Raw genomic sequence first — 22,299 nt, forward strand, 5'->3', positions numbered from 1 at the left:
CCCGCCGGTGCGACGTGGCACGATGCCGCGGATGACCGGCAGACCCACCGAAGCGCAGCAACTGCGCGACCTCACCACGCTGCGCCGCGTGCGCGACCGCATCGACCGCGAGTACACGCAACCGCTGGACGTCGAGACGCTCGCGCGCGACGCGGGCATGTCGGCCGGCCACCTGAGTCGCCAGTTCCGCATCGCCTACGGCGAGCCGCCCTACTCCTATCTCATGACACGGCGCGTCGAGCGCGCGATGGCACTGCTGCGGCGCGGCGACATGAGCGTGACCGAGGTGTGCTTTGCGGTCGGCTGCGGGTCGCTGGGCACCTTCACCACGCGCTTTACCGAACTCGTCGGCGTGCCGCCCGGCGTCTACCGCCGGCAGGACGCCAACACCACCGAGGGCATCCCATCGTGCGTGGCGCGGCAGGTGACGCGACCGATCAGGAATCGAGAAGCGCCGGAGCCCCGTCCGGAACTAGCATCGCGGCCCGAACCCACTTAGCAACACCGCCATGGACATCACCATCCACTCGACCTTCCTTCCCCACACCGACGCGGACACCTCGCTGGCCTTCTACCGCGACACCCTCGGCTTCGAGATCCGCAACGACGTGGGCTACGGCGGCATGCGCTGGATCACCGTCGGCCCCGTGGGCCAGCCCGGCGTTTCGATCGTGCTGTATCCGCCGGCCGCCACGCCCGGCATCACCGACGACGAGCGCCGCACCATCGCCCAGATGATGGCCAAGGGCACCTACGCCACGATGCTGCTGGCCACCAAGGACCTGGAGGGCGCCTTCGCGAAGCTGCAGGCCGGCAAGGCCGAGATCGTCGAGGAGCCGACCGACCAGCCCTACGGCGTTCGCGACTGCGCGGTGCGCGATCCGGCGGGCAACATGCTGCGCATCCAGCAGCTGCGCTGACCCACGACAGGAAAACGATGGAGACCCGATGAGCAAAGCCAGGAGCAAGGACACGCCCAAGAACACGCCCCACGCCGCCGACCACCACGACATGATCCGCGTGCAGGGCGCGCGCGTGAACAACCTCAAGGACGTCAGCGTCGAGCTGCCCAAGCGCAGGCTCACCGTGTTCACCGGCGTCTCCGGCTCGGGCAAGAGCTCGCTCGTCTTCGGCACCATCGCGGCGGAGTCTCAGCGGCTCATCAACGAGACCTACAGCGCCTTCGTGCAGGGCTTCATGCCCACGCTCGCGCGGCCCGAGGTCGACGTGCTCGATGGCCTCACCACTGCGATCATCGTGGACCAGGAGCGCATGGGCGGCGACCCGCGCTCCACCGTCGGCACCGCGACCGATGCCCACGCGATGCTGCGGATTCTCTTCAGCCGCCTCGGCAAGCCGCACATCGGCTCGCCCAGCGCCTTCGCGTTCAACGTGCCCTCGGTGAAAGCGACCGGTGCCATCACCGTGGAGCGCGGCGCGCGCAAGACCGTCAAGCAGACCTTCAACCGCACCGGCGGCATGTGCCCGCGCTGCGAAGGCCGGGGCGCGGTCACCGACTTCGACCTCAGCGCGTTCTACGACGACAGCAAGTCGATCAACGAAGGCGCGATCACCATTCCGGGCTTCAGCATGGAGGGCTGGTACGGCCGCATCTTCAATGGCTGCGGCTTCTTCGACCCCGACAAGCCGATCCGCAAGTTCACGAAGAAAGAGCTCGATGCGCTGCTGCACAAGGAGCCGACCAGGATCAAGGTCGACGGCGTCAACCTCACCTACCAGGGCTTGATTCCGCAGGTGCAGAAGTCTTTCCTCGCGAAGGACGTCGATGCGATGCAGCCGCACATCCGCGCCTTCGTGGAGCGCGCGGTCACGTTCAGCACCTGCCCCGAATGCGACGGCACGCGGCTCAGCGAAGGCGCGCGCTCCTCGAAGATCAGGAAGATCAACATCGCCGACGCCTGCGCGATGCAGATCAGCGACCTCGCCGAATGGGTGCGCGGCCTGGACGAACCCTCGGTCGCGCCGCTGCTCGAGAAGCTCGCGCACACGCTCGACTCCTTCGTGGAAATCGGCCTCGGGTACCTGAGCCTGGACCGCCCCTCAAGCACGCTCTCGGGCGGCGAGGCACAGCGCACGAAGATGATCCGCCACCTCGGTTCCTCGCTCACCGACGTGACCTACGTCTTCGACGAGCCCACCATCGGCCTGCACCCGCACGACATCCAGCGCATGAACGGCCTCTTGCTGCGGCTGCGCGACAAGGGCAACACCGTGCTCGTGGTGGAGCACAAGCCCGAGGCCATCGCCATCGCGGACCACGTCGTCGACCTGGGCCCCGGCGCGGGGTCGGCGGGCGGCACCGTCTGCTTCGAGGGCACGGTCGAAGAACTGCGCGCCAGCGGCACCCTCACCGGCCGGCACCTGGACGACCGGGCCACGCTCAAGAAGACCGTGCGCAAGCCCACGGGCACGCTGCCGATCCGCGGCGCGAAGACGCACAACCTGCGCAACATCAGCGTCGATGTGCCGCTCGGCGTGCTCGTCGTCGTGACCGGCGTGGCGGGTTCGGGCAAGAGCTCGCTCGTGCACGGCTCCATTCCTGCCGGTGCGGGCGTGGTGTCGGTCGACCAGGGCGCGATCCGCGGCTCGCGGCGCAGCAACCCCGCGACCTACACCGGCCTGCTCGACCCGATCCGCAATGCATTCGCGAAGGCCAACGGCGTGAAGCCCGCGCTCTTCAGCGCCAACTCCGAAGGCGCGTGCCCCGCCTGCAACGGCGCGGGCGTGATCTACACCGACCTCGCGATGATGGCCGGCGTGGCCACCGTCTGCGAAGAGTGCGAGGGCAAGCGCTTCCATGCCTCGGTGCTGGAGCACAAGCTCGGCAAGCGCGACATCAGCGAAGTGCTCACTATGTCCGTCACCGAGGCCACCGAGTTCTTCGGCACGGGCGCTGCGCGCACCCCGGCCGCGCACGCCATCCTCGAACGGCTCGCCGATGTCGGCCTGGGCTACCTCAGCCTCGGCCAACCGCTCACCACGCTTTCAGGCGGCGAGCGGCAGCGGCTCAAGCTGGCCACGCACATGGCCGAGAAAGGCGGCATCTACGTGCTCGACGAACCGACCGCCGGCCTGCACCTGGCCGATGTCGAGCAACTGCTCGGGCTGCTCGACCGGCTGGTGGATGCGGGCAAATCGGTCATCGTGGTGGAGCACCACCAGGCGGTGATGGCGCATGCCGACTGGATCATCGACCTCGGACCCGGCGCAGGCCACGACGGCGGGAAGATCGTGTTCGAAGGCACACCAGCCGAGCTTGTCAAGGCGCGCGCCACGCTCACAGGCAAGCACCTCGCGGCGTACGCCGGAGCCCGGTAGTTCGACTCAGGCGACGGCCTTGCGCCCCGGGTCCGTCACGGGAAAGCCGCCGTGCACTTCGAGCAGGCGCACCAGCGCTTCGGAGCTGTGCGCCTTGGCCCAGTCCTTTTCGGAATCGGTGATGCCGACCACATGCAGGAAGTCGAACTTGCCCGAGGCCAACTGCGCCGTGGCCGGGTAGTGCTTCGGTTCTGCCAGCACCACGTTGCGCAGGCCCACGGCGCCCTTCTCGCGGACCACCTCGCCCATCGGAATCCGGTCGCCGTAGTCGAGCAGCGGCTTGTCTTCTCCGAACTGCCCGTGTGCGAGCAGGACATTGAAGGCCAGCATCCGGCGCAGGAGCTTGATGGCCCACTGGTCCTTGGGCTGCGTGCGCACCTCGATGACCAGTTCGGAACCGAGCCAAGAACAGGCTTCGGTGTCGTACTCGGCCGGCTCCGTTTCCCAGGGGGTCGATCCACCCGAGGTGACGTAGAGCCATGAGTTGCGCGTGGGTGTGGGCTCGAACTCGAACACGCCCAGGTGCAGCCAGGCCGGGTCGATGTCCTCGGCGCCGAGCGACGAGAAGACCTCGAAGTCCAGCACGTAGATGCCGCTGCGCTTTTCGCCGAACAGCTGTGGGTAAAGCGTTTCCTCGCGGTACGCCCAGACTTCTTCCATGGAACTCATCGGCTTCTCCTTCTCGTCGGTGTATCTGCGCCGCCGGGAGCATAAGCGTGAGACCCGACAGACGCCACCCGCCTAAAGGACTAGAGTGGTCCGACGCGGGAGTCTTCCTGCGCATCCGTTCAAAAGGAATCTCCTTGACACACACGAAGCCACGCCATGGCTGACGCCCCCTTCTTCCACGACGCTTCGGGCACGGTCAGGTTTTCGGTGACGGTGGAGGGCCAGGACGTGAATGCGAGCATCGGAAGGGAAGTCCTGCGCTACCACTACCGCACCGCCGAAAACGCCGACCCGCTCGCCACCTACGGCCTGCACATCGAGGAGTTCGATGCGGCCGTGCGGCGCCGGCTGGCAGCGGGCTCCACGGCGCCCATCATGCTGCGCGAGAACGACCTGCACGCTCCCGCATAAACAGCGCGGGCGGACAATAGGCGCCAGGCCCACGCGGCCACTCCCCCATGCTAAGACTGCGCTTCCTCACCAGCCGGCACCGTGCGCCCTCGACCAACAGGGCGCTGGGCCTGCTGCTGGCCTTCAACGCCGGTGCGGTGAATGCCGGCGGGTTCCTGGTGCTGCACATGTACACCTCGTACATGACCGGGTTCGCCTCGCAGCTGGCCGACGGGCTGGTGCTGGGCAACACCCGGCTGCTGCTCAATGCGCTGGGGGCCGTGCTGGCCTTTGTCTCGGGCGCGGCCGTGTGCGCCGTGCTGGTGCACTGGGGCCGGCAGCATCGGCTGCACAGCGTGTATGCGCTGCCGCTGCTGCTCGAAGCCGCGCTGATGCTCCCCTTCGGCCTCATGGGCGCCGTCACGCTCACCTGGGCCACGCCGTTCGCGGTGCCGCTCACCGTGCTGCTGCTCTCCTTCATCATGGGCCTGCAGAACGCGGTCGCCTCCAAGACCTCCGGAGGCAGCATCCGCACCACGCACATGACCGGCAACATCACCGACCTGGGGATGGAGATCGGCAAGCTGCTCTACTGGAACAGGAAGTCGGCCCTCGCCCCCGCTTCGACAGTGCACCACGACCGCAGCCGCATGCGCAGGGCCGCCGGGCTCATAGGCATGTTCGTGCTTGGCGGGGTCGTGGGCGCGCTGGGGTTCAAGCACGTGGGGTTCGTGTGCGTGGTGCCGCTGGCCGCGCTGCTGCTGGCGCTGTCGGTGCCGCCGTTCATGCGCGACCTGCCGCGCAGCGGATTGAGATTCGGCAAGGCGAGCAGCTAGCGTGCCGTTCCGGAGCGCGGGGAATCCGCGCCCGCACCGCGCCGCCCCCGATCCGCCTTGGGCAGCACCGCCTCCTGCACCATCCGCTCGGCCCTTGCCTGCAGCAGGTCCAGCGAGGCATCGAAGCGCGCCGCACCGTCCGCATCCAGCGCGCCCATCAGGTCGCCATTGATCTTCGTGACCAGCGGAAAGAGCTCGTCGTATAGCGCCTGCCCCGCTTCGGTCAGGCCCAGCAGCACCTGCCGCCGATCTCCCGCCTTGGCCACGCGCGAGATCAACTGCTTGGCAACCAGCGAGCCCACTGCCTTCGAGGTGCGCGCCCGGTCCAGTTGCGCATGCTCGGCCAGTTGCGACGAGCCCAGCTCCCCACGGCTCGCCAGCACCGCAATGAGCCGCCATTCGCGCCGCGTGATGCCGAAACGCCCTTCGCACAGCCGGATCACCATGCTCCCCGCCACGGCCAGCAGCCGCGAGAGCCGGTACAGCAACAGGTCGTCCAGCGGGCGGCGGGGCGCGGTGGCAACAGCTGTAGGCATCTCGGGTTAGTCCGGGGGATGGTTGATTAGATCAATCGACTGTAGCGTCTCTACAGTCGTTCGCTAACGACCGAGGATCCGGAGATTCGCCCATGCCCTGCACCACCGTAGACCGCCGCCGCGCACTCGCTGCCCTGGGAAGGCTGGCCCTCGGCCCGCTTGCACCGCTCGCGCACGCCCAGCAGGGCTGGGCGCCCGGCCAGCCCATCAAGGTGCTGATCGGCGTGCCCGCCGGCGGCACGCAGGACGTGCTGACCCGCGCCATTGCGCAGCAGGTGCGCGATTCGCTCGGCCCGCTCATCATCGACAACCGCTCCGGCGCGGCGGGCCGCATCGCGGTCGAGGCGGTGAAGACCGCGCCGCCCGATGGCCACACCCTGCTGCTCGGCACGGCCAGCATGATGACCATGTTTCCGAGCGCGTACCGCAACCTCTCGTACGACCCGGTGAAGGACTTCATTCCGCTCATCAACGCCGCCCGCTTCGAACTGGCGCTCACCGTGCACAAGGACGTGCCGGCCAACACGCTCCCCGAATTCATCACCTGGGCCAGGGCGCAGGGCGACAAGCTCAGCTTCGGCTCCTACGGCGCGGGCACGCCCTCGCACTTTCTCGGCGAAATGCTCAACCGCGCGGCCGGCCTGAAGATGGTGCACGTGCCCTACCGCGGCTCCACGCCCGCGCGGCAGGACGTGATGGGCAGCACCGTGCCCGTGTACTTCGACACCGTCGGCGGCGCGCAGCAGATGCTGCCCTCGGGCCGCGTGAAGGTGCTGGCCACCAGCGGCGAGAAGCGCTCGCCGCTCATGCCCAACCTGCCGTGCTTCGTGGAGGCCGGCTACAAGGACGTGGTCGCGACCGCGTGGTTCGCCTACTACGCACCGCTCAAGACGCCGCCAGCCATCGTCGACAAGCTGCGCGCCGAACTCACCCGCGCCGTCAACATGCGCGAAGTGCGCCAGCTCTTGCTGCAGAACGGGATGTACCCCCTTGCCGACGGCAGCGAGGCGCTTCTGAAGACCATGCGCGAAGACACGACACGCTGGGCCGGCATCATGAAGGCCGTGAATTTCCAGGCGAACGACTGAACGACCGAACGAGGAGGAACCCACACCATGCTGAACCCGAACCAACCCACCACCCGACCCATCACCCGCCGCCTTGCCGGCCTGCTGGCCGCCGCCGGGCTCATGGCGTCCGTCGCCACGCTGCCCACCGCCGCCAACGCGCAGAAGCTCGAGACGCCCCTGCACATCGTCGTCGGCTACGCCCCCGGCGGCGCCACCGATCGCGTGGCGCGCATCGTCGGCGAGAAGCTCGGCACCAGGCTGGGCGTGCCCGTCATCGTCGACAACAAGCCCGGCGCGGGCGGACGGCTGGCGGCCCAGCAGGTCAAGCTCACGCCCGCCAACCAGAACGTGCTGATGCTCGCCAATCCCGCGGTGATGGTGGTGGCGCCCCTGGTCTTCAAGGACAACAACTACGACGCCGAGCGCGACTTCGTGCCCGTGTCGCACGTCAACGCCTACGACTTCGCGCTGGCCGTGTCGCCCCACCTGCCGGTGCGCGAACTGCCCCACCTGCTCGCCTGGATGCGCGCCAACCCGCTGCAGGCCAACGTCGGCGTGCCGGCCACGGGCAGCCTGCCGCACTTTTTCGGCCTGATGGTCGGCGAGAAGGCCAAGGTTCAGACGCAGGTGATCGGCTACCGCGGCTCCGCCCCGCTGCTCAACGACCTGATTGGTGGCCAGGTGCCCATTGCCGTGGACACCGAAGACGTCGTCCTGCCGCAGCACAACGCGGGCAAGCTGCGCATCCTGGCGCTCTCGGGCGAGAAGCGCTCGCCCTTCGCGCCGAACATCCCGACCTTCAAGGAAGCGGGCCTGGACCTTTCCGCCACCGGCTGGAACACCTTCTTCGCGCCCGCCACCATGCCCAAGGACAAGGTCGAGCACCTGGCCAACGCGATCCGCGAAGTCATGCAGGACCCGGACACCCAACGCAAGTTCAAGGACTCGGGCATGACGCCCGTGGTGAGCACGCAGGCGCAGACCGCCGCGATGCTCAAGGCCTACAAGACGCAATGGGCACCCGTGGTGCAGAAGTCCGGCTACCAGCCTTGAGCCTCCACAGAGACATGACCCGCAGACCCAACATCATCTTCATCGTCGCCGACGACCTCGGCTATGCCGACCTCGGCTGCTACGGCGGCCGCGACGCCGCCTTCGGCGCCGTGTCGCCCGTGCTCGACGGCCTGGCCGCAAACGGCCTGAAGCTCACGCAGGGCTACGCGAACTCGCCCGTGTGCTCGCCCACGCGCTTCGCGATGATCACCGCGCGCTACCAGTACCGCCTGCGCGGCGCGGCCGAAGAGCCGATCAGAAGCAGCAGCCGCGGCAGCACCACGCTCGGCCTTCCGACCGACCACCCCACCCTGCCCTCGCTGCTGAAGGCCAGCGGCTACCAGACCGCGCTCATCGGCAAGTGGCACCTGGGCTACCCGCCCCACTTCGGGCCGCTGCGCTCGGGGTACGACGAGTTCTTCGGGCCCATGTCGGGCGGCGTGGACTACTTCACCCACTGCGACTCTGCCGGCCAGCACGACCTGTGGTTCGGCGAGGAAGACAAGAAGGAAGACGGCTACCTCACCGACATGCTCTCCAAGCGCGCCGTGGACTACGTCGAGCGCATGGCCGAACTGCAGAAGAAGGAAGAGGCGCCCTTCTTCCTGAGCCTGCACTACACCGCCCCGCACTGGCCCTGGGAAACCCGCGACGACGCCGAGAAGGCGCCCGCCATCAAGGACAACCTGTTCGACCTGGCCGGCGGCAACATCCATGTGTACCGCCGCATGATCCATCACATGGACGAAGGCATCGGCTGGATCATGGCCGCGCTCGAAAAGCACGGCATGGCCGACGACACCCTCGTGGTGTTCACCAGCGACAACGGCGGCGAGCGCTTCTCGGACAACTGGCCGCTGGTCGGCGGCAAGATGGACCTGACCGAAGGCGGCATCCGCGTGCCATGGATCGCGCACTGGCCCGCCGTGATCGCCAAGGGCGGCGAGAGCGCGCAGCTGTGCATGACCATGGACTGGTCCGCGACCATGCTCGAAGCCGCCGGCGTGAAGGCCGATGCGGACTACCCGCTCGACGGCATCTCGCTGATGCCCGTGCTCAAGGATGCGAAGCACAACTTCCGCCGCCCGCTGCACTGGCGCATGAACCACCGCGGCCAGCAGGCGCTGCGCGATGGCGACTGGAAGTACCTGAAGGTCGACGGCAACGAGTACCTCTTCAACATTCCTGCGGACGAGCGTGAGCGCGCGAACCTCGGCAAGAAAGAGCCCGAGCGGCTGGCTGCGATGCGGGCGGACTGGCTGGCGTGGAATGCGACGATGCCGGCGATTCCGGAGGATGCGACGGTGAGCCTGGGGTATTCGGTGAAGGATATGCCGCAGCGTTGAGGCTTGCGCCAGGCCTGAAATTCTCCCGGCCTGTTTAGATTTTTTCGCGTTGTCGTAGTTGAACTGCGACAACGCAGATAAAACGAAATCGCCAAGGCAGCGAAGGCAAGAAAAGCACGGGTCGCCATTGCACGTCAGACAACGCAGCGATTTGGCAGGAATCACCGTCCCACGGCAATAACAGCCACCCCCGATGCGCCCGAGACTGGCGCGCATGACCAACAACTCCGCCTCCCCCGCCCTCGGCACGACGACAAAGGCCCGCGCCGCCACCGGGCCGTCCGTCAAGAACCTTCCCGTCAACCTCTTCGCCGCCGTGATGGGCCTCTCGGGCCTTGCGCTCGGCTGGCGCTTTGCGCACACCGAATTCGGCGCACCCCGCGTGGTGTCGGATGCGATCGGCCTCTTTGCCACCCTCGTGTTCGCCGTGCTCCTGCTCGGGTATGGCGCCAAGGTGCTGCGGCACCCGGCGGCCGTGAAGGCGGAGTTCAACCATCCGATTGCAGGCAACTTCTTCGGCACCATCGCCATTGCGCTGCTGCTGCAATCGGCTGTGCTGGGTGCGTACGACAGCGCGCTGGGCCAGGCGCTCTGGGTGGTCGGCACCGTTCTCACGCTGCTGCTGGCCGCGCACGTCGCCTCGCGCCTTCTGGGCGGCAACGGCCACCCCGCGCATGCGGTGCCGGCCTGGATCATTCCGGGCGTCGCCGCGCTGGACATCCCGGTCACGGGCAGCCACATGCCCATGGCGTGGGCCGGGGAGGTGCTGCTGCTGTCGGCGGCCGTGGGCTCGGTGCTTGCGCTCGTGATGTTCACGATGATCGTCACCCGGTTGATTCAGCACGAGCCGCTCGCGCCCGCCATGACCCCCTCGCTGATCATCCTTATCGCGCCGTTCGAGGTGGGGTTCACGGCGTATGTGAACCTCACGGGGCGGGTGGATCTGTTTGCGGGGCTGTTGTTTTACTTCGGGCTGTTCTTGTTCGTGGTGCTGGCGCCGAAGGTGTTCAGGCGCAGCGTGCCGTTTGGGGCGGGGTGGTGGGCGGTGAGCTTTCCGCTGGCTGCGATGGTGAATGCGGGGTTGAAGTACGCGGGGGTGCGGGGGGAGATGCCTCTGAAGGTGCTGGCGGGGGGAATGTTGGTGGGGCTGACTGTGGTGCTGGCTGTGTTGACGGTTCGGACGGTGCGGGTTCTTTTCAATGGGCGATTGCTGGCTGGTTGAGCGAATCCATCCGGAACGAATTCTGTCGATGCTGCCGCGTCACGGAGAACATTAGATACATCGGCAAGGACGGGCAAGTCTCACGATTCATTCTGAAAATGCGGGTTGACTTCAATTTAGATATATATCTAAAATCATTTCGACACCCTCCAAAAGGATTTCGACATGCGACACCCCCACTTCGGCCATCACCACCACAACCACCACTGCCACGCCCCCCGTGGCGAGCACGGCGACGGCTTCTCCGGCGGCCGGGGCCGTCATGGTCATGGCGACGACGGCGACCTCGGCGAAGAGCGCATGCCCGGAGGCCGCGGCGGTCGCGGCGGCGGGCGCGTGTTCGGGCATGGCGGCCTGCGCTTCGTGCTGCTGCAACTCATCGCCGACAAGCCCTCGCACGGCTACGAGCTCATCAAGGCCATCGAAGAGCGCCTGGGCGGCAGCTATGCACCGAGCCCCGGTGTGGTCTACCCCACCCTCACGCTGCTCGAGGAGATGGGCCACCTGAGCGTGGAAACGGCCGACAACGGCGGCCGCAAGCGCTACAGCATCACCCCGGGCGGCCAGGAGTTCCTGGCCGCGAACCGCGAAACGGCCGACGCCATGATGGCCCGCATGACGGGCGGCGTGGACGGCGCGGGCCCGCGTGGCGGCCGGCCGCCGCAGGTCACGCGCGCCATCGAGAACCTGAAGCTCGCGATGCGCATGCGCCTCGCGGGCACGCCCCTCACCGAACAACAAGCCCACGATTTCGCCGCGGTGCTCGACAGCGCCGCCCAACAGTTAGAGCGCATCTGAACTTCTTCTTTTAAATGACCGACCTCACCACCCAACCTTCTTCCAGCGCCCCGGACCGCACGCCGCGCCGCGTGCGCCATGACCTTCGTTTTCGCCAACTCACTGTGAAGACAGTGCAGCGCGTGACGTCGCACCTGATCCGCATCGTGCTGACGGGCGACGACCTCGTGGGCTTCACGAGCCTGGGATTCGACGATCACTCGAAGATCTTTTTCCCCGATGCCGCAACGGGCCAGCTCACGCTGCCGACGGCCGGGCCCGATGGCCCGGTATGGCCCGCGAGCGGCCGCCCCACAATGCGCGACTACACGCCGCGCCGCTACGACGCGAAGGCGAACACGCTGGAAATCGACTTCGCGCTGCACGACGCCGGCCCCGCCACGCAATGGGCCGAGAACGCGAAGCCCGGAGACGTGCTGGGCGTGGGCGGACCGCGCGGCTCGTTCATCGTGCCGACGGATTTCGACTGGCACCTGCTGATCGGCGACGACACGGCCCTGCCCGCCATCTCGCGGCGACTGGTCGAGCTGCCTGCCGGAGCGCGGGCGGTGGTGCTGGCGGAGGTCGACAGCGAAGCCGACGAGATTCCGTTCGAGACGCAGGCCGAGCTCACGCTGCAGTGGGTGTACCGACGTGGCGCGGAGGCGGGCGTGAGCACGGTGCTGGTCGATGCGCTCAAGGCGGCGAAGTTGCCGGCCGGCGACTTCCACGCGTGGGTCGGGTGCGAGTCGGGCATTGCGAAGGCCTTGCGCGCGCACCTTGTGGGCGAGCGCGGCGCGAATCCGAAGTGGACCCGGGCCTCGGGCTATTGGCGGCGCGGCACTGCGGCCACGCACGATTCGCACGACGAGTGACCCCGCTTTGCTCCTTCCCCTTCCGGGGGAAGGCTGGGATGGGGGCACGCGGCGCTTGTTGGGCGCAGTGCTTCATCGAGCGCCGCTTGCCCCCACCCCCGCCCTCCCCCGGGAGGGGAGGGAGAAAGACCAAGAGTCAGTGCGGCACTTCAGCAGGCCCTGAAGCAGCCGCATTGCGCCGCGGACTGCGGATCAACAGCAGCAATGGAATCGCCATCAACGTGATCACCATCATGATCGCGAAGTCGTCCAGATAGCCGATGAGCGCGCCCTGCCGCGTGACCTCGGCATTGAGCATCGCGAGCCCGGTCATGGTGTCAGGCGACATCATCGGCGGCAGGCCCGCGAGCCCCGGGTTGCCCGGCGCCACGGTCGCCGCAATCTCCGAATGTGCCCTGCTCGACCCTTCGGTCAAAAGCGCCTGCACGATCGAGATGCCCACGCTGCTGCCGATGTTGCGCAGCAGGCTGAAGATGGGCGTGCCCTGGTTGCGCAGGCGCGGCGCGAGCGTGGCGAAGGTCGCGGTCGACAGCGGCACGAAGGTGAAGCCGATCCCCAACCCCTGGATGAAGCCCGAAAGAACGATGAGGCTGCTGTCCATCTGCAGCGTGAGCCGCGTCATCTGGTAGAGCGAAAACGCCGTGAGGCCGAAGCCCACGGCCATGATGGCGCGCACGTCGATGCGCTGCACCAGGCGCCCGACGATGATCATCGCGATCATGGTGCCGATGCCGCGCGGCGCGGTCACCTCTCCGGTGTAGATGACGGGGTAGCCCATCAGGCCCTGCAGGAAGTTGGGCAACAGCGCCATCGTCGCGAACAGGATCATGCCGACGATGAAGGCGAACAGAAGGCCGGTGACGAAGTTGCGGTCTTTGAGCAAGTCGCGGTCGAAGAACGACACGCCCTGCACCGTCCACGTATGGACCACGAAGAAGCCGAAGGCCACGAGCGCGGCGGCGGCTTCGAGCTTGATCTCCCACGAGTCGAACCAGTCGAGTTGCTCGCCGCGGTCCAGAAAGAGCTGCAGCATGCCGATGGCCAGGCTCAGCGTGACGAAGCCGAAGATGTCGAGCTTCTCGCCCTGCGGCCGGCTCTCGGGCAGGTAGCGCGCAATGCCCCAGAACGCGAAGATGCCCACCGGCAGGTTGATGAAGAACACCCAGCGCCAGTCGAAGTTCTCGGTGAGCCAGCCGCCCAGGAGCGGCCCGAGGATGGGCCCGACCATGATGCCCGCGCCCCAGATGGCCATGGCCTGGCCGACCTTCTCCCGCGGGTTGATGTCCAGCAGCACCGCCTGCGACAGCGGCACCAGCGCCGCGCCGAACACGCCCTGCAACAGCCGCGCGGCCACGATGCCGACCAGCGATGTCGCCAGGCCGCACAGCGCCGACGCCACCGTGAAGCCGATCACCGAGATGATGAACACGCGTCGCCGGCCCCAGTGGCCGCACAGCCACCCGGTGAGCGGCAGCGCGATGGCCGAGGCGACGATGTACGAGGTGAGCACCCAGGTGATCTGGTCCTGCGAGGCCTGCAGGCTGCCCTGCATGTGGGGCAAGGCGACGTTGGCGATGGTGGTGTCCAGCGCCTGCATGATGGTCGCCAGCATGATAGAGACGGTGATCATGCCGCGGTGCGGCACGCTGGTTCCGGGGGCGACGCTCATGGCTTTTTTACGTCGGCCGAGGTGATGTCCACGAGGCTTTCGCGCACCTTGCCGAGCAAGCTCAGCAGCTGCGCGCGCTCAGGCTGCGAGAGCACCGACATCACGCGGGCGTTGAGGCCGTCGCTGATGCTGAGGGCGGCATCGAGCGCCTTTTCGGCGCTGGGCTCCAGGTGGATCTTGTTGACGCGGCGGTCGGTGGCGCTGGGTTCGCGGCGTATCCAGCCGGCTGCGGCCATGCGGTCGCAGAGGCCCGCCACGGCCATGGGGGTCAGGTCAAGGCGCTGCGCAAGTTCGGCTTGCGAGAGCGGCTCTTCGTCGCCGTGCATGGCGAGTGCGCCGAGCAGCCGGCACTGCGCGCTGGAGAGGCCGATGCGTTCGCGCGCGAGGCGGTCGAACTCTTCGTTGTAGAGCTTGCCGACGCTTTTGACGAGGAAACCGAAGCGCTGGGTGAAGTCCCTTTTCATAAGGGACTGGATTATCTACATGTTTATTAGTTTGGCATTAGCATGCCCCGGCCTCAGAGCCAGCCCGCGCGCCTGAACCGGTAGTACAGGTAGCCGCAGGTGCTGACGATGAGCACCAGCGCAATCGGGTAGCCGTACCTGAATTTCAGTTCGGGCATGTGCTCGAAGTTCATGCCCCAGATGCCGGCGAACGCGGTGCACACCGCGAAGATGCTGGCCCAGGCCGCCAGGCGCTTGGTGACTTCGCTCTCCTCGATGGTGACCATCGAGAGGTTGACCGAGATAGCGGTGCCGATGGTGTCGCGCATCGCGTCGATGGAGCCGTTGATGCGCACCAGGTGGTCGCCGACGTCGCGAAAGTATTCCTGCGAGCCCATGCAGATCTGCGGCACGCGCCCGCCGTGCAGCTTGCCCGCGGCCTCGACCAGCGGCGCCACCGCGCGCTTGAGGATCATGCTGCGGCGCTTGAGATCGTACAGCTGCTTGATCTTGTCGCGCGCCGCGCCGCCCTGCGTGAAGATCTGCTGCTCGATGGATTCGAGCTCGACCTCGAGCGCGTCGATGACGGGGAAGTAGCGGTCGACCACCGCGTCCATCAGCGCATAGAGCACGAAGCCCGCGCCGTTGCGCAGCAGGTCGGGCTCGCGCTCGCAACGCTCGCGTACGCCCAGAAAGCCCTGCTGGCTGCGGTTGCGCACCGAGAGCACGTAGTTGCGGCCGACGAACACGTCGACCTCGCCGACGTTCACGCAGTGCTCGCCTTCCGGCGAGGGTTCCACGAGGTGCATGACGACGAAGAGCGAGTCGCCATATTCCTCGACCTTGGGGCGCTGGTGGCCGTGCTGGGCGTCTTCGACGGCCAGGGGGTGCAGGTTGAACTCCTTCTGCATTTCCAGAAGGTCTTCGGGCGAAGGATCACTCAGCGCCACCCAGACGAAGCAGCCGGGGCGGGAGATGTACTCGCTGATGTCCTCGACCGGGATGTCGGCGAGCTTGGCGCCGTTTTCGTAGGCCACGCAGTTGATCAGCATCGGGACGCGTCCATGTTCAGTCTTGGGGGGCGGAGTCCGCCAGTTGGGCCGTGGCGGCCAGCGAAGCCTCGATGGCCTGTGTTTCGCTGCGAAGCAAGCCGAGCCCCTTGGCCGCGAACGCGGTGTGGCTCGCCAGATCGGCCCACAGGCTCACCGCGGCTTCGGCGCAGGTGAGCGAGGTGAAGCGGATGCGGCCCTTCGCCAGATCGATGAAGCGCTTCTCGCGCAGCGGGTCCGTACGGTCCCAGGCACCGCCGATGAGCACGCGCTTGCCGCGCTTGATGCGAGGCTCGCGCTCGGCAAAGAAGGGCAGCCTGGCGGAGACCCAGCCGAGCATGCCGCTGTTCAATGCGGTGTCGAAGTCCGATGGCGCGGTGTGCGCCTTCGCATAGTCGCGCAGCGTGCCGAGTTGGTAGAGCACCGGGTCCTTGGGCCCCGCCGGGCCGCCTTCCACGGGCCTGATGGTGGAGGGGCCGTTGCCCGCGCCCCGCTCGGGCCGTTTCGACTTGCGCAGGTCCGCGAGCTGGGCCGGCGACATGCAGAGGTAGAGCGCCGCGAGTTCCGCGGGCAAGGTGGCGGTGTCCGGCAGCGCGTTCGCTTCAGGGCCTTTGATTTCATCCAACTGGGCCATGGGCGCCTTGTTCTTCACGCGGGGTTTGCGCGGGGGGATTTTAGAGCGGGGACAGAAGGCGCCGCCCTCCCGTCCCCGATAATCCCCCGAGTGAAAACAACGCCAGCCACCCCCACCCCCTCGACCAGCGATCTCTCCGGGCACACGCCCATGATGGCGCAATATTTAGGCCTGAAAGCGGACCATCCGGACACCCTGCTGTTCTACCGGATGGGCGATTTCTACGAGCTGTTCTGGGCCGATGCCGAAAAGGCCGCGCGCCTGCTCGACATCACCCTCACCCAGCGCGGCCAGTCGGCCGGCCAGCCGGTGGTGATGTGCGGGGTGCCTTTCCATGCGGTCGATACGTACCTTGCCCGGCTCATCAAGCTGGGGGAATCCGTCGCCATCTGCGAGCAGGTGGGCGAGGTCGGCGCGAGCAAGGGGCCGGTGGAGCGCAAGGTGATGCGCGTGGTCACGCCGGGCACGCTGACCGATTCGGAACTGCTCAGCGACAAGAGCGAATCGCTGCTGCTCGCGGTGCATGCGGGCACGCGCAATTTCTGCGGGCTCGCGTGGCTCAGCGTAACGGGCGCCGAACTGCGGCTGGCCGAGTGTCCGGCCGATGCGCTCGAAACATGGATCGCGCGCATCGCACCGAGCGAGCTGCTGTACAGCGCCGAGGTAACGCCGGCTTTCGAGCAGCGCCTGAAAGCCGCTCGCGCGGCGACGCCGTTCACGCTCTCGATCCGTCCCGCGTGGCAGTTCGACGGCGGCCTGGGCGAGCGCAAGCTCAGCGAGCAGATGGGCAGCAACAGCCTGGCCGCCTGGAATGCCGAAACGCTCACAAACGCACACGCTGCAGCGGCCGCGCTGCTGGGCTATGCCGAGCACACGCAGGGCCGCGCGCTCTCTCATGTGCAGCGGCTTTCGGTCGAGCGCGATGGCGACCTCATCGAGCTGCCGCCCACCACACGGCGCAACCTCGAACTGGTGCAGACGCTGCGCGGCGAAGACTCGCCCACGATGTTCTCGCTGCTCGACACCTGCATGACGGGCATGGGCAGCCGGCTCGTGAAGCGCTGGCTGCTCTCGCCGCGGCGCGACCGTAGCGAGGCGCAGGCGCGGCTCGAAGCCATCGGCGCGCTGCAGTCCACGGTGCTGGGCGGCACGGCCGCGCCCTGGCGTACGCTGCGCGAGCAGCTGAAGAACACGAGCGATGTGGAACGCATTGCGGCACGCATCGCGCTGCGCCAGGTGCGCCCGCGCGAACTGCTGGCGCTGCGCCTGGCGCTCGACAAGGCCGAGCAACTGGCGCCGATCCTCCCCGCGAGTGCCCCGCTGCTGGCCCGCATCGCCGAGCGGCTCGCGCCGCCGCCGGGCTGCGCCGACCTGCTGATGAGCGCGATCAAGCCCGATCCGTCGGCGCTGGTGCGCGATGGCGGCGTGATCGCCACCGGCCACGACGCCGAGCTCGACGAGCTGCGCGCCATCAGCGACAACTGCGACGACTTTCTGCTGAAGCTCGAAATCAGCGAACGCGAGCGCACCGGCATCAGCAACCTGCGGGTGCAGTTCAACCGGGTGCACGGCTTCTACATCGAGGTGACGCAGAGCGCGCTCTCGAAGGTGCCCGACAACTACCGCCGCCGCCAGACGCTGAAGAACGCCGAGCGCTTCATCACGCCCGAGCTGAAGGCCTTCGAAGACAAGGCGCTGAGCGCGCAAGACCGCGCACTCGCCCGCGAGAAGTGGCTCTACGAGCAATTGCTCGATGCGCTGCAACCCTCGGTGCCGGCGCTCACGCAGTTGGCCGGCGGCATCGCGACGCTCGATGCGCTGTGCGCGCTGGCCGAGCGCTCGCACACGCTGCACTGGCGCGCACCGACTTTCGTGGCGCACCCGTGCATCGAGATCCAGCAGGGGCGGCATCCGGTGGTGGAAGCGCGCCTCGCCGAAAAGTCGTCGGGCGGCTTCATCGCCAACGACACGCAGCTCGGACCGCAGCAGCGCATGCAGGTCATCACCGGGCCGAACATGGGCGGCAAGTCGACGTACATGCGGCAGGTGGCGATCATCGTGCTGCTGGCCTCCATCGGCTCGCACGTGCCGGCTGCGGCCTGCCGGCTCGGGCCGATCGATGCGATCCACACGCGCATCGGCGCGGCGGACGACCTGGCGAATGCGCAGTCGACCTTCATGCTGGAGATGACCGAGGCCGCGCAGATCCTGCACAGCGCCACGGCGCAGTCGCTGGTGCTGATGGATGAAATCGGCCGCGGTACCAGCACCTTCGACGGACTGGCGCTGGCCGCGGGCATCGCGGCCCAGCTGCACGACCGCAGCAAGGCCTTCACGCTGTTCGCGACCCACTACTTCGAGCTGACCGAGTTCCCGGCCACGCACCACGGCGCAGTGAACATGCATGTGAGCGCGACCGAGGCAGGCCGCGACATCGTGTTCCTGCACGAAATGCAGCCCGGTCCGGCCAGCAAGAGCTACGGCATCCAGGTCGCGCGGCTCGCGGGCATGCCGGCGGCCGTGGTCAACCATGCGCGGCAGGCGCTCGAAGCGCTTGAATCGCAGCATGCGCAAACGCGTGCACAGGTCGACCTGTTTGCGCCCCCTCCGGTGGCCGAGACGCCGCTGTCCAGCGCCGTAGAATCCGCGCTGGCCGCGCTAGACCCCGACACCATGAGCCCGCGCGAGGCCCTCGACGCGCTCTATGCCCTCCAGAAACTGAACACGCGTGAACGCAGCACCGCCTGAGCGGGCCTGATTCATGCGAGACGAACTCATGACTTATTGCGTAGGCATCAAACTCAACGCCGGCCTGGTGTTTCTCTCCGACTCGCGCACGAATGCGGGCGTGGACCACATCAGCACCTTCCGCAAGATGATCGTGTACGAGCAGCCGGGCGACCGGGTGATGGTGCTGCTGTCTTCGGGCAACCTGAGCATTTCGCAGTCGGTGCGCGAAATTCTCCAGATCGAGGAACTGCGCGAAACCCGTGAAGACGGCTCGCAGGGCGAGCCGATCACCATCTGGAACGCCAAGAGCATGTTCGATGCCGCCAGGGTGCTCGGCTCGGCGGTGCGCCATGTGTACGACCGCGATGCCGAGGCGCTGAAGCACGCGGGGTTGGATTTCAACGTGTCCTTCATCTTCGGCGGGCAGGTCAAGGGCGAGGGCATGCGCCTGTTCCTGGTCTACGCCGCGGGCAACTTCATCGAGGCGACCACCGAGACGCCTTATTTCCAGGTGGGCGAATCGAAGTACGGCAAGCCGGTGCTCGACCGGGTGCTCACGCCCGAAACGCCGCTGGACGAAGCCGCCAAGTGCGCGCTGGTGTCGATGGACTCGACGATGAAGTCGAACCTTTCGGTCGGCCTGCCGCTCGACCTGGTGGTGTACGAAGCCAACAAGTTCGAGACCGACCGGGTGATCTGCATCGACGCCGACAACCCCTACTACCGCATGATGCACAACAGCTGGGGCCAGAAGCTGCGCGAGGTGTTCGACAGCATCGAGGACCCGGTGTGGGACGACAGCCATACCGAGCATCCGCTGAAGATGCCGGCCACGCGGCACGGCGCGCTGCGCAAGATCTCCACGCCCGACGAAAAGCTCATCTGAGCCCGGCACCGGCCATGGCCATGCCGCCCGTCGTCTTCTCGCACGGCAACAGCTTTCCCGCGAGCACCTACCGCGTCGTTCTCGACAGCCTGCGCAACCGCGGCTTCGAGGTCGATGCCATCGAGAAATTCGGGCACGACCCGAAGTACCCCGTCACCGACAACTGGCCGCACCTCGTGCAGCAGCTGGCCGACTTTGCGCAGGTGCACGCCGACCGCGCGGGCGGGCCGGTGTTCCTGGTCGGCCATTCGCTCGGCGGCTTCCTGAGCCTGATGTGCGCCGCGCTACACCCGTCGCTCGCGCGCGGCGTGGTGCTGATCGATTCGCCGATCCTCGGCGGCTGGCGCGCGAACACGCTCAACGTGGTCAAGCGCACGCCGCTCATGAAAAGCATTTCGCCGGGCGCCATCAGCCGCAAGCGCAGGAACAGCTGGGTGCACCGCGAGGCGGTGTTCGAGCACTTCCGCAGCAAGAAGGCGTTCGCCAAGTGGGACGAGCAGGTGCTGCACGACTACATCGACCACGGCACCTTCGACGGCATCGCCGCGGGCGAGGACAGCCGCGAGCTGAGCTTCGACCGCGACGTGGAAACCGCGATCTACAACACCCTGCCCCACAACCTGGGCGCGCTGCTGCGCAGCCACCCGCTCAAGTGCAAGGCGGCGTTCATCGGCGGGCGGCAGTCGGCCGAGATGAAGCGGGTGGGCATGGCGATGACCGAGCAGGTGACCAAGGGGCGCATCGCGATGCTCGACGGTACGCACCTTTTCCCGATGGAAAAGCCGCTGGCCACGGCGGCGGCGGTCGAGGCGGCGCTGCGCAACCTCCTGTAAGGCGGGGGCGGCGTTCGACGCGGGCGTGGGGTTAATCCCTATGCATCGGCTGCAATGACCATTGCGCGAACTCCCGCCTCACATTTCTTGAGCAAGGCGTTCCAGTTAGCGCGATAGTTCCTGCTCCCTTCAGGGTTTCTGTTTTCATTTGCTGGACTTGCGGATACAAATGGAAATAGTCCCTGACAATTTCGCGAATGAGTAAAAACGTCTTATCGGGTCAGGTCGCGTCCAGAATCTCGCCCCACATGACCAATTTGCAGCTGGATGACGTCGAAGCCGTTTCCCTGAGTCCCGCGCTGGTGGTCGAGGACGACCCGGCCATGCGCGAGCGGCTGGGCTACGTGCTGTCCACGCTCGGCTGCGACGAGCCGCAGATCGCCTGGGCCGAGAGCGTGGCTTCGGCCAAGGCCTTGCTCGACGAGCAGGACTTCGGCATCGCGCTGGTCGACATCGGCCTGCCCGACGGCAGCGGCGTAGATCTCATCGAGTGGATGCAGGCGAAACATCCCGGGATTCCCGCAGTAGCGGTCTCGGCCTGGCGCACCGAGGAAATCATCTTTGCGGCGCTGCGGGCGGGCGCCATCGGCTACCTCCTGAAGGAACGCGACGATCTCGAACTGAGCATCGCGCTGCGCAGCATCGAGCAAGGCGGCGCGCCGATCGATCCGGCGATCGCGCGGCGCATCCTCGGCTGGCTCGCAACGCAGCAGCCATCGCTGTCCGCGATGCTGGCCGCCGATGCGCCGCCTCCCCTGCCCGTGGCGCTGACGCCGCGCGAACGCAAGATCCTCGAGCTGGTCGCGCAGGGGCTGAGCAACCGCGACATGGCCGAATCGCTGTCGATCTCGCGGCTCACGGTGGAATGCCACACCAAGAACATCTACCGCAAGCTGGCTGTCACCTCGCGCACCGAGGCGCTGTACCAGGGGCGCAGGCACGGCCTGTTGCGCTGAGCGATGTGCCCAGCCACAGCGCAGGCCTGAGCGCCGGACAGGATCGCCCGATCAGTCCGCCCAGACCACCGTGCCGGTCCACGCCGTCACCAGCACCACGATGCCGAAGGCGATGCGGTACCAGGCGAACGGAATGAAGTTGTGGGTGCTGATGAACTTCAGCAGCCAGCGCACGCACAGCCACGCGCTGATGAATGAGAACACGAGGCCCACGGCAAACAGCGGGATGTCGGCCGCCGACAGCAGCGCGCGCTCCTTGTAGACGCTGTACGCGCCGGCACCGATCAGCGTCGGAATGGCCAGAAAGAACGAGAAATCGGTCGCCGCCTGGCGCGAGAGGCCCAGCAGCATGCCGCCGATGATGGTCGAGCCGCTGCGGCTGGTGCCCGGAATCATCGCGAAGCACTGCACCAGGCCCACCTTGAGCGCATCCCATGGCGTGAGGTCGTCCACGTGCTCGACGCGCACGGAGCCCGGTGGCCGTTTCTCGGCCCACAGGATGATGAAGCCGCCGATGATGAAGGTGCTGGCCACCACGGTCGGGATGAACAGGTGCGCCTTGATGACCTTGCCGAACAGCAGGCCCAGCACCACGGCGGGCAGGAAGCCGATGAGGATGTTCAGCGCCAGGCGCCGCGCCTTCGGCTGCCGCGGCAGCGCCACGACGGTCGACTTGATCTTCTGCCAGTACACCAGGATCACCGCGAAGATCGCGCCGGTCTGGATGGCGATTTCGAAGACCTTGCCCCGGTTGTCGCCGAAGCCGCCGAGCAGCGACCCCGCAAGAATCAGATGGCCTGTCGACGAAATCGGCAGGAACTCGGTCAGCCCTTCGACGATGCCCATGATGGCGGCCTTGACCAGCAAAACAATATCCACGCGTACTCCTTCAAAGAACACCAATTATGGCGAGGGCATCGGTCAGTTTCGGTTCAGGCGCCGGGGAGTACCGAATACCTAGTTTTAGGGATGTTCACCCCCGGGCC

At 67.1% G+C, this 22,299-nt stretch carries 22 protein-coding genes; 15 read left to right on the forward strand and 7 right to left on the reverse strand.

The window, feature by feature from the left end; all coding sequences use genetic code 11:
• Positions 1 to 31: 31 nt before the first annotated feature.
• Genes M2282_RS04240 through M2282_RS04250 form a run of 3 tightly spaced genes read left to right on the forward strand, consistent with a single transcriptional unit; the run spans position 32 to position 3,339 of the window.
• Complete coding sequence (locus M2282_RS04240; RefSeq protein WP_280807513.1) at positions 32 to 499, forward strand: helix-turn-helix transcriptional regulator; 468 nt, start codon at positions 32 to 34, stop codon at positions 497 to 499.
• 10 nt (positions 500 to 509) lie between these two features.
• Positions 510 to 920, forward strand: coding sequence for a VOC family protein (locus tag M2282_RS04245; protein ID WP_280807514.1), 411 nt, complete (start codon positions 510 to 512; stop codon positions 918 to 920).
• Between the two features lie 28 nt (positions 921 to 948).
• Positions 949 to 3,339, forward strand: a complete 2,391-nt coding sequence (locus M2282_RS04250; protein WP_280807515.1) for an excinuclease ABC subunit UvrA — start codon at positions 949 to 951, stop codon at positions 3,337 to 3,339.
• Between the two features lie 6 nt (positions 3,340 to 3,345).
• On the opposite strand, the gene M2282_RS04255 is transcribed toward M2282_RS04250, so the two are convergent.
• A complete protein-coding gene (locus tag M2282_RS04255) occupies positions 3,346 to 4,008 on the reverse strand; it encodes a suppressor of fused domain protein (protein WP_280807516.1) in 663 nt (220 codons plus the stop codon).
• A gap of 156 nt (positions 4,009 to 4,164) precedes the next feature.
• On the opposite strand from M2282_RS04255, the gene M2282_RS04260 reads away from it, so the two are divergent.
• Positions 4,165 to 4,419: a DUF1488 family protein gene (locus M2282_RS04260; protein ID WP_280807517.1), complete on the forward strand. Its 255-nt coding sequence runs from the start codon at positions 4,165 to 4,167 to the stop codon at positions 4,417 to 4,419.
• A 47-nt stretch (positions 4,420 to 4,466) separates the two neighbouring features.
• The gene (locus M2282_RS04265) at positions 4,467 to 5,234 is read left to right on the forward strand and encodes a YoaK family protein (protein ID WP_280807518.1); all 768 of its coding nucleotides are present in this window, start codon (positions 4,467 to 4,469) and stop codon (positions 5,232 to 5,234) included.
• Here the strand turns inward: M2282_RS04265 and M2282_RS04270 are convergent.
• On the reverse strand, positions 5,231 to 5,770 hold the full coding sequence (locus M2282_RS04270) for a MarR family winged helix-turn-helix transcriptional regulator (RefSeq protein WP_280807519.1): 540 nt from the start codon (positions 5,768 to 5,770) through the stop codon (positions 5,231 to 5,233). The genes M2282_RS04265 and M2282_RS04270 overlap by 4 nt on opposite strands.
• 92 nt (positions 5,771 to 5,862) lie before the next feature.
• On the opposite strand from M2282_RS04270, the gene M2282_RS04275 reads away from it, so the two are divergent.
• The 6 genes from M2282_RS04275 to M2282_RS04300 all read left to right on the forward strand — a co-directional run bounded on the left by M2282_RS04275 (position 5,863) and on the right by M2282_RS04300 (position 12,113).
• Entirely contained in the window at positions 5,863 to 6,858 is a 996-nt protein-coding gene (locus M2282_RS04275) for a Bug family tripartite tricarboxylate transporter substrate binding protein (RefSeq protein ID WP_280807520.1), read from the forward strand.
• Positions 6,859 to 6,885: 27 nt separating this feature from the next.
• The gene (locus M2282_RS04280; protein ID WP_280807521.1) at positions 6,886 to 7,893 is read left to right on the forward strand and encodes a Bug family tripartite tricarboxylate transporter substrate binding protein; all 1,008 of its coding nucleotides are present in this window, start codon (positions 6,886 to 6,888) and stop codon (positions 7,891 to 7,893) included.
• Positions 7,894 to 7,907: 14 nt separating this feature from the next.
• Positions 7,908 to 9,239: a sulfatase family protein gene (locus M2282_RS04285; RefSeq protein ID WP_280807522.1), complete on the forward strand. Its 1,332-nt coding sequence runs from the start codon at positions 7,908 to 7,910 to the stop codon at positions 9,237 to 9,239.
• 214 nt (positions 9,240 to 9,453) lie between these two features.
• Entirely contained in the window at positions 9,454 to 10,461 is a 1,008-nt protein-coding gene (locus M2282_RS04290; RefSeq protein WP_280807524.1) for an SLAC1 anion channel family protein, read from the forward strand.
• Positions 10,462 to 10,626: 165 nt separating this feature from the next.
• Positions 10,627 to 11,259, forward strand: coding sequence for a PadR family transcriptional regulator (locus tag M2282_RS04295; protein WP_280807525.1), 633 nt, complete (start codon positions 10,627 to 10,629; stop codon positions 11,257 to 11,259).
• Between the two features lie 14 nt (positions 11,260 to 11,273).
• The gene (locus M2282_RS04300; RefSeq protein WP_280807526.1) at positions 11,274 to 12,113 is read left to right on the forward strand and encodes a siderophore-interacting protein; all 840 of its coding nucleotides are present in this window, start codon (positions 11,274 to 11,276) and stop codon (positions 12,111 to 12,113) included.
• Positions 12,114 to 12,249: 136 nt separating this feature from the next.
• Here M2282_RS04300 and M2282_RS04305 read toward each other — a convergent pair whose 3' ends face one another.
• Genes M2282_RS04305 through M2282_RS04320 form a run of 4 tightly spaced genes read right to left on the reverse strand, consistent with a single transcriptional unit; the run spans position 12,250 to position 15,908 of the window.
• Positions 12,250 to 13,782, reverse strand: a complete 1,533-nt coding sequence (locus tag M2282_RS04305) for a DHA2 family efflux MFS transporter permease subunit (protein ID WP_280807527.1) — start codon at positions 13,780 to 13,782, stop codon at positions 12,250 to 12,252.
• Positions 13,779 to 14,246: a MarR family winged helix-turn-helix transcriptional regulator gene (locus M2282_RS04310; protein WP_280807528.1), complete on the reverse strand. Its 468-nt coding sequence runs from the start codon at positions 14,244 to 14,246 to the stop codon at positions 13,779 to 13,781. The genes M2282_RS04305 and M2282_RS04310 overlap by 4 nt, the downstream gene beginning before the upstream one ends.
• Before the next feature lie 53 nt (positions 14,247 to 14,299).
• Entirely contained in the window at positions 14,300 to 15,277 is a 978-nt protein-coding gene (locus M2282_RS04315) for a magnesium and cobalt transport protein CorA (RefSeq protein WP_280807529.1), read from the reverse strand.
• Positions 15,278 to 15,293: 16 nt separating this feature from the next.
• Positions 15,294 to 15,908: a hypothetical protein gene (locus tag M2282_RS04320; protein WP_280807530.1), complete on the reverse strand. Its 615-nt coding sequence runs from the start codon at positions 15,906 to 15,908 to the stop codon at positions 15,294 to 15,296.
• 150 nt (positions 15,909 to 16,058) lie between these two features.
• Between M2282_RS04320 and mutS the strand changes: the two genes are divergently transcribed.
• The 4 genes from mutS to M2282_RS04340 all read left to right on the forward strand — a co-directional run bounded on the left by mutS (position 16,059) and on the right by M2282_RS04340 (position 21,313).
• Positions 16,059 to 18,656 (forward strand): DNA mismatch repair protein MutS, encoded by a 2,598-nt coding sequence (gene mutS, locus M2282_RS04325; protein WP_432422866.1) that lies wholly within the window; start codon positions 16,059 to 16,061, stop codon positions 18,654 to 18,656.
• A 28-nt stretch (positions 18,657 to 18,684) separates the two neighbouring features.
• On the forward strand, positions 18,685 to 19,524 hold the full coding sequence (locus M2282_RS04330) for a proteasome-type protease (protein ID WP_280807532.1): 840 nt from the start codon (positions 18,685 to 18,687) through the stop codon (positions 19,522 to 19,524).
• A gap of 14 nt (positions 19,525 to 19,538) precedes the next feature.
• Positions 19,539 to 20,357 carry an alpha/beta hydrolase gene (locus M2282_RS04335; RefSeq protein WP_280807533.1) on the forward strand — a complete coding sequence of 273 codons (819 nt, stop codon included), beginning with the start codon at positions 19,539 to 19,541 and terminating at the stop codon, positions 20,355 to 20,357.
• A 248-nt stretch (positions 20,358 to 20,605) separates the two neighbouring features.
• Positions 20,606 to 21,313: a response regulator transcription factor gene (locus M2282_RS04340; protein ID WP_280807534.1), complete on the forward strand. Its 708-nt coding sequence runs from the start codon at positions 20,606 to 20,608 to the stop codon at positions 21,311 to 21,313.
• 51 nt (positions 21,314 to 21,364) lie between these two features.
• Here M2282_RS04340 and M2282_RS04345 read toward each other — a convergent pair whose 3' ends face one another.
• A complete protein-coding gene (locus M2282_RS04345) occupies positions 21,365 to 22,192 on the reverse strand; it encodes an undecaprenyl-diphosphate phosphatase (RefSeq protein ID WP_280807535.1) in 828 nt (275 codons plus the stop codon).
• Positions 22,193 to 22,299 lie beyond the last annotated feature (107 nt).

This window comes from Variovorax boronicumulans (genome assembly GCF_029892485.1).
Lineage (GTDB): Bacteria > Pseudomonadota > Gammaproteobacteria > Burkholderiales > Burkholderiaceae_C > Variovorax > Variovorax boronicumulans_B.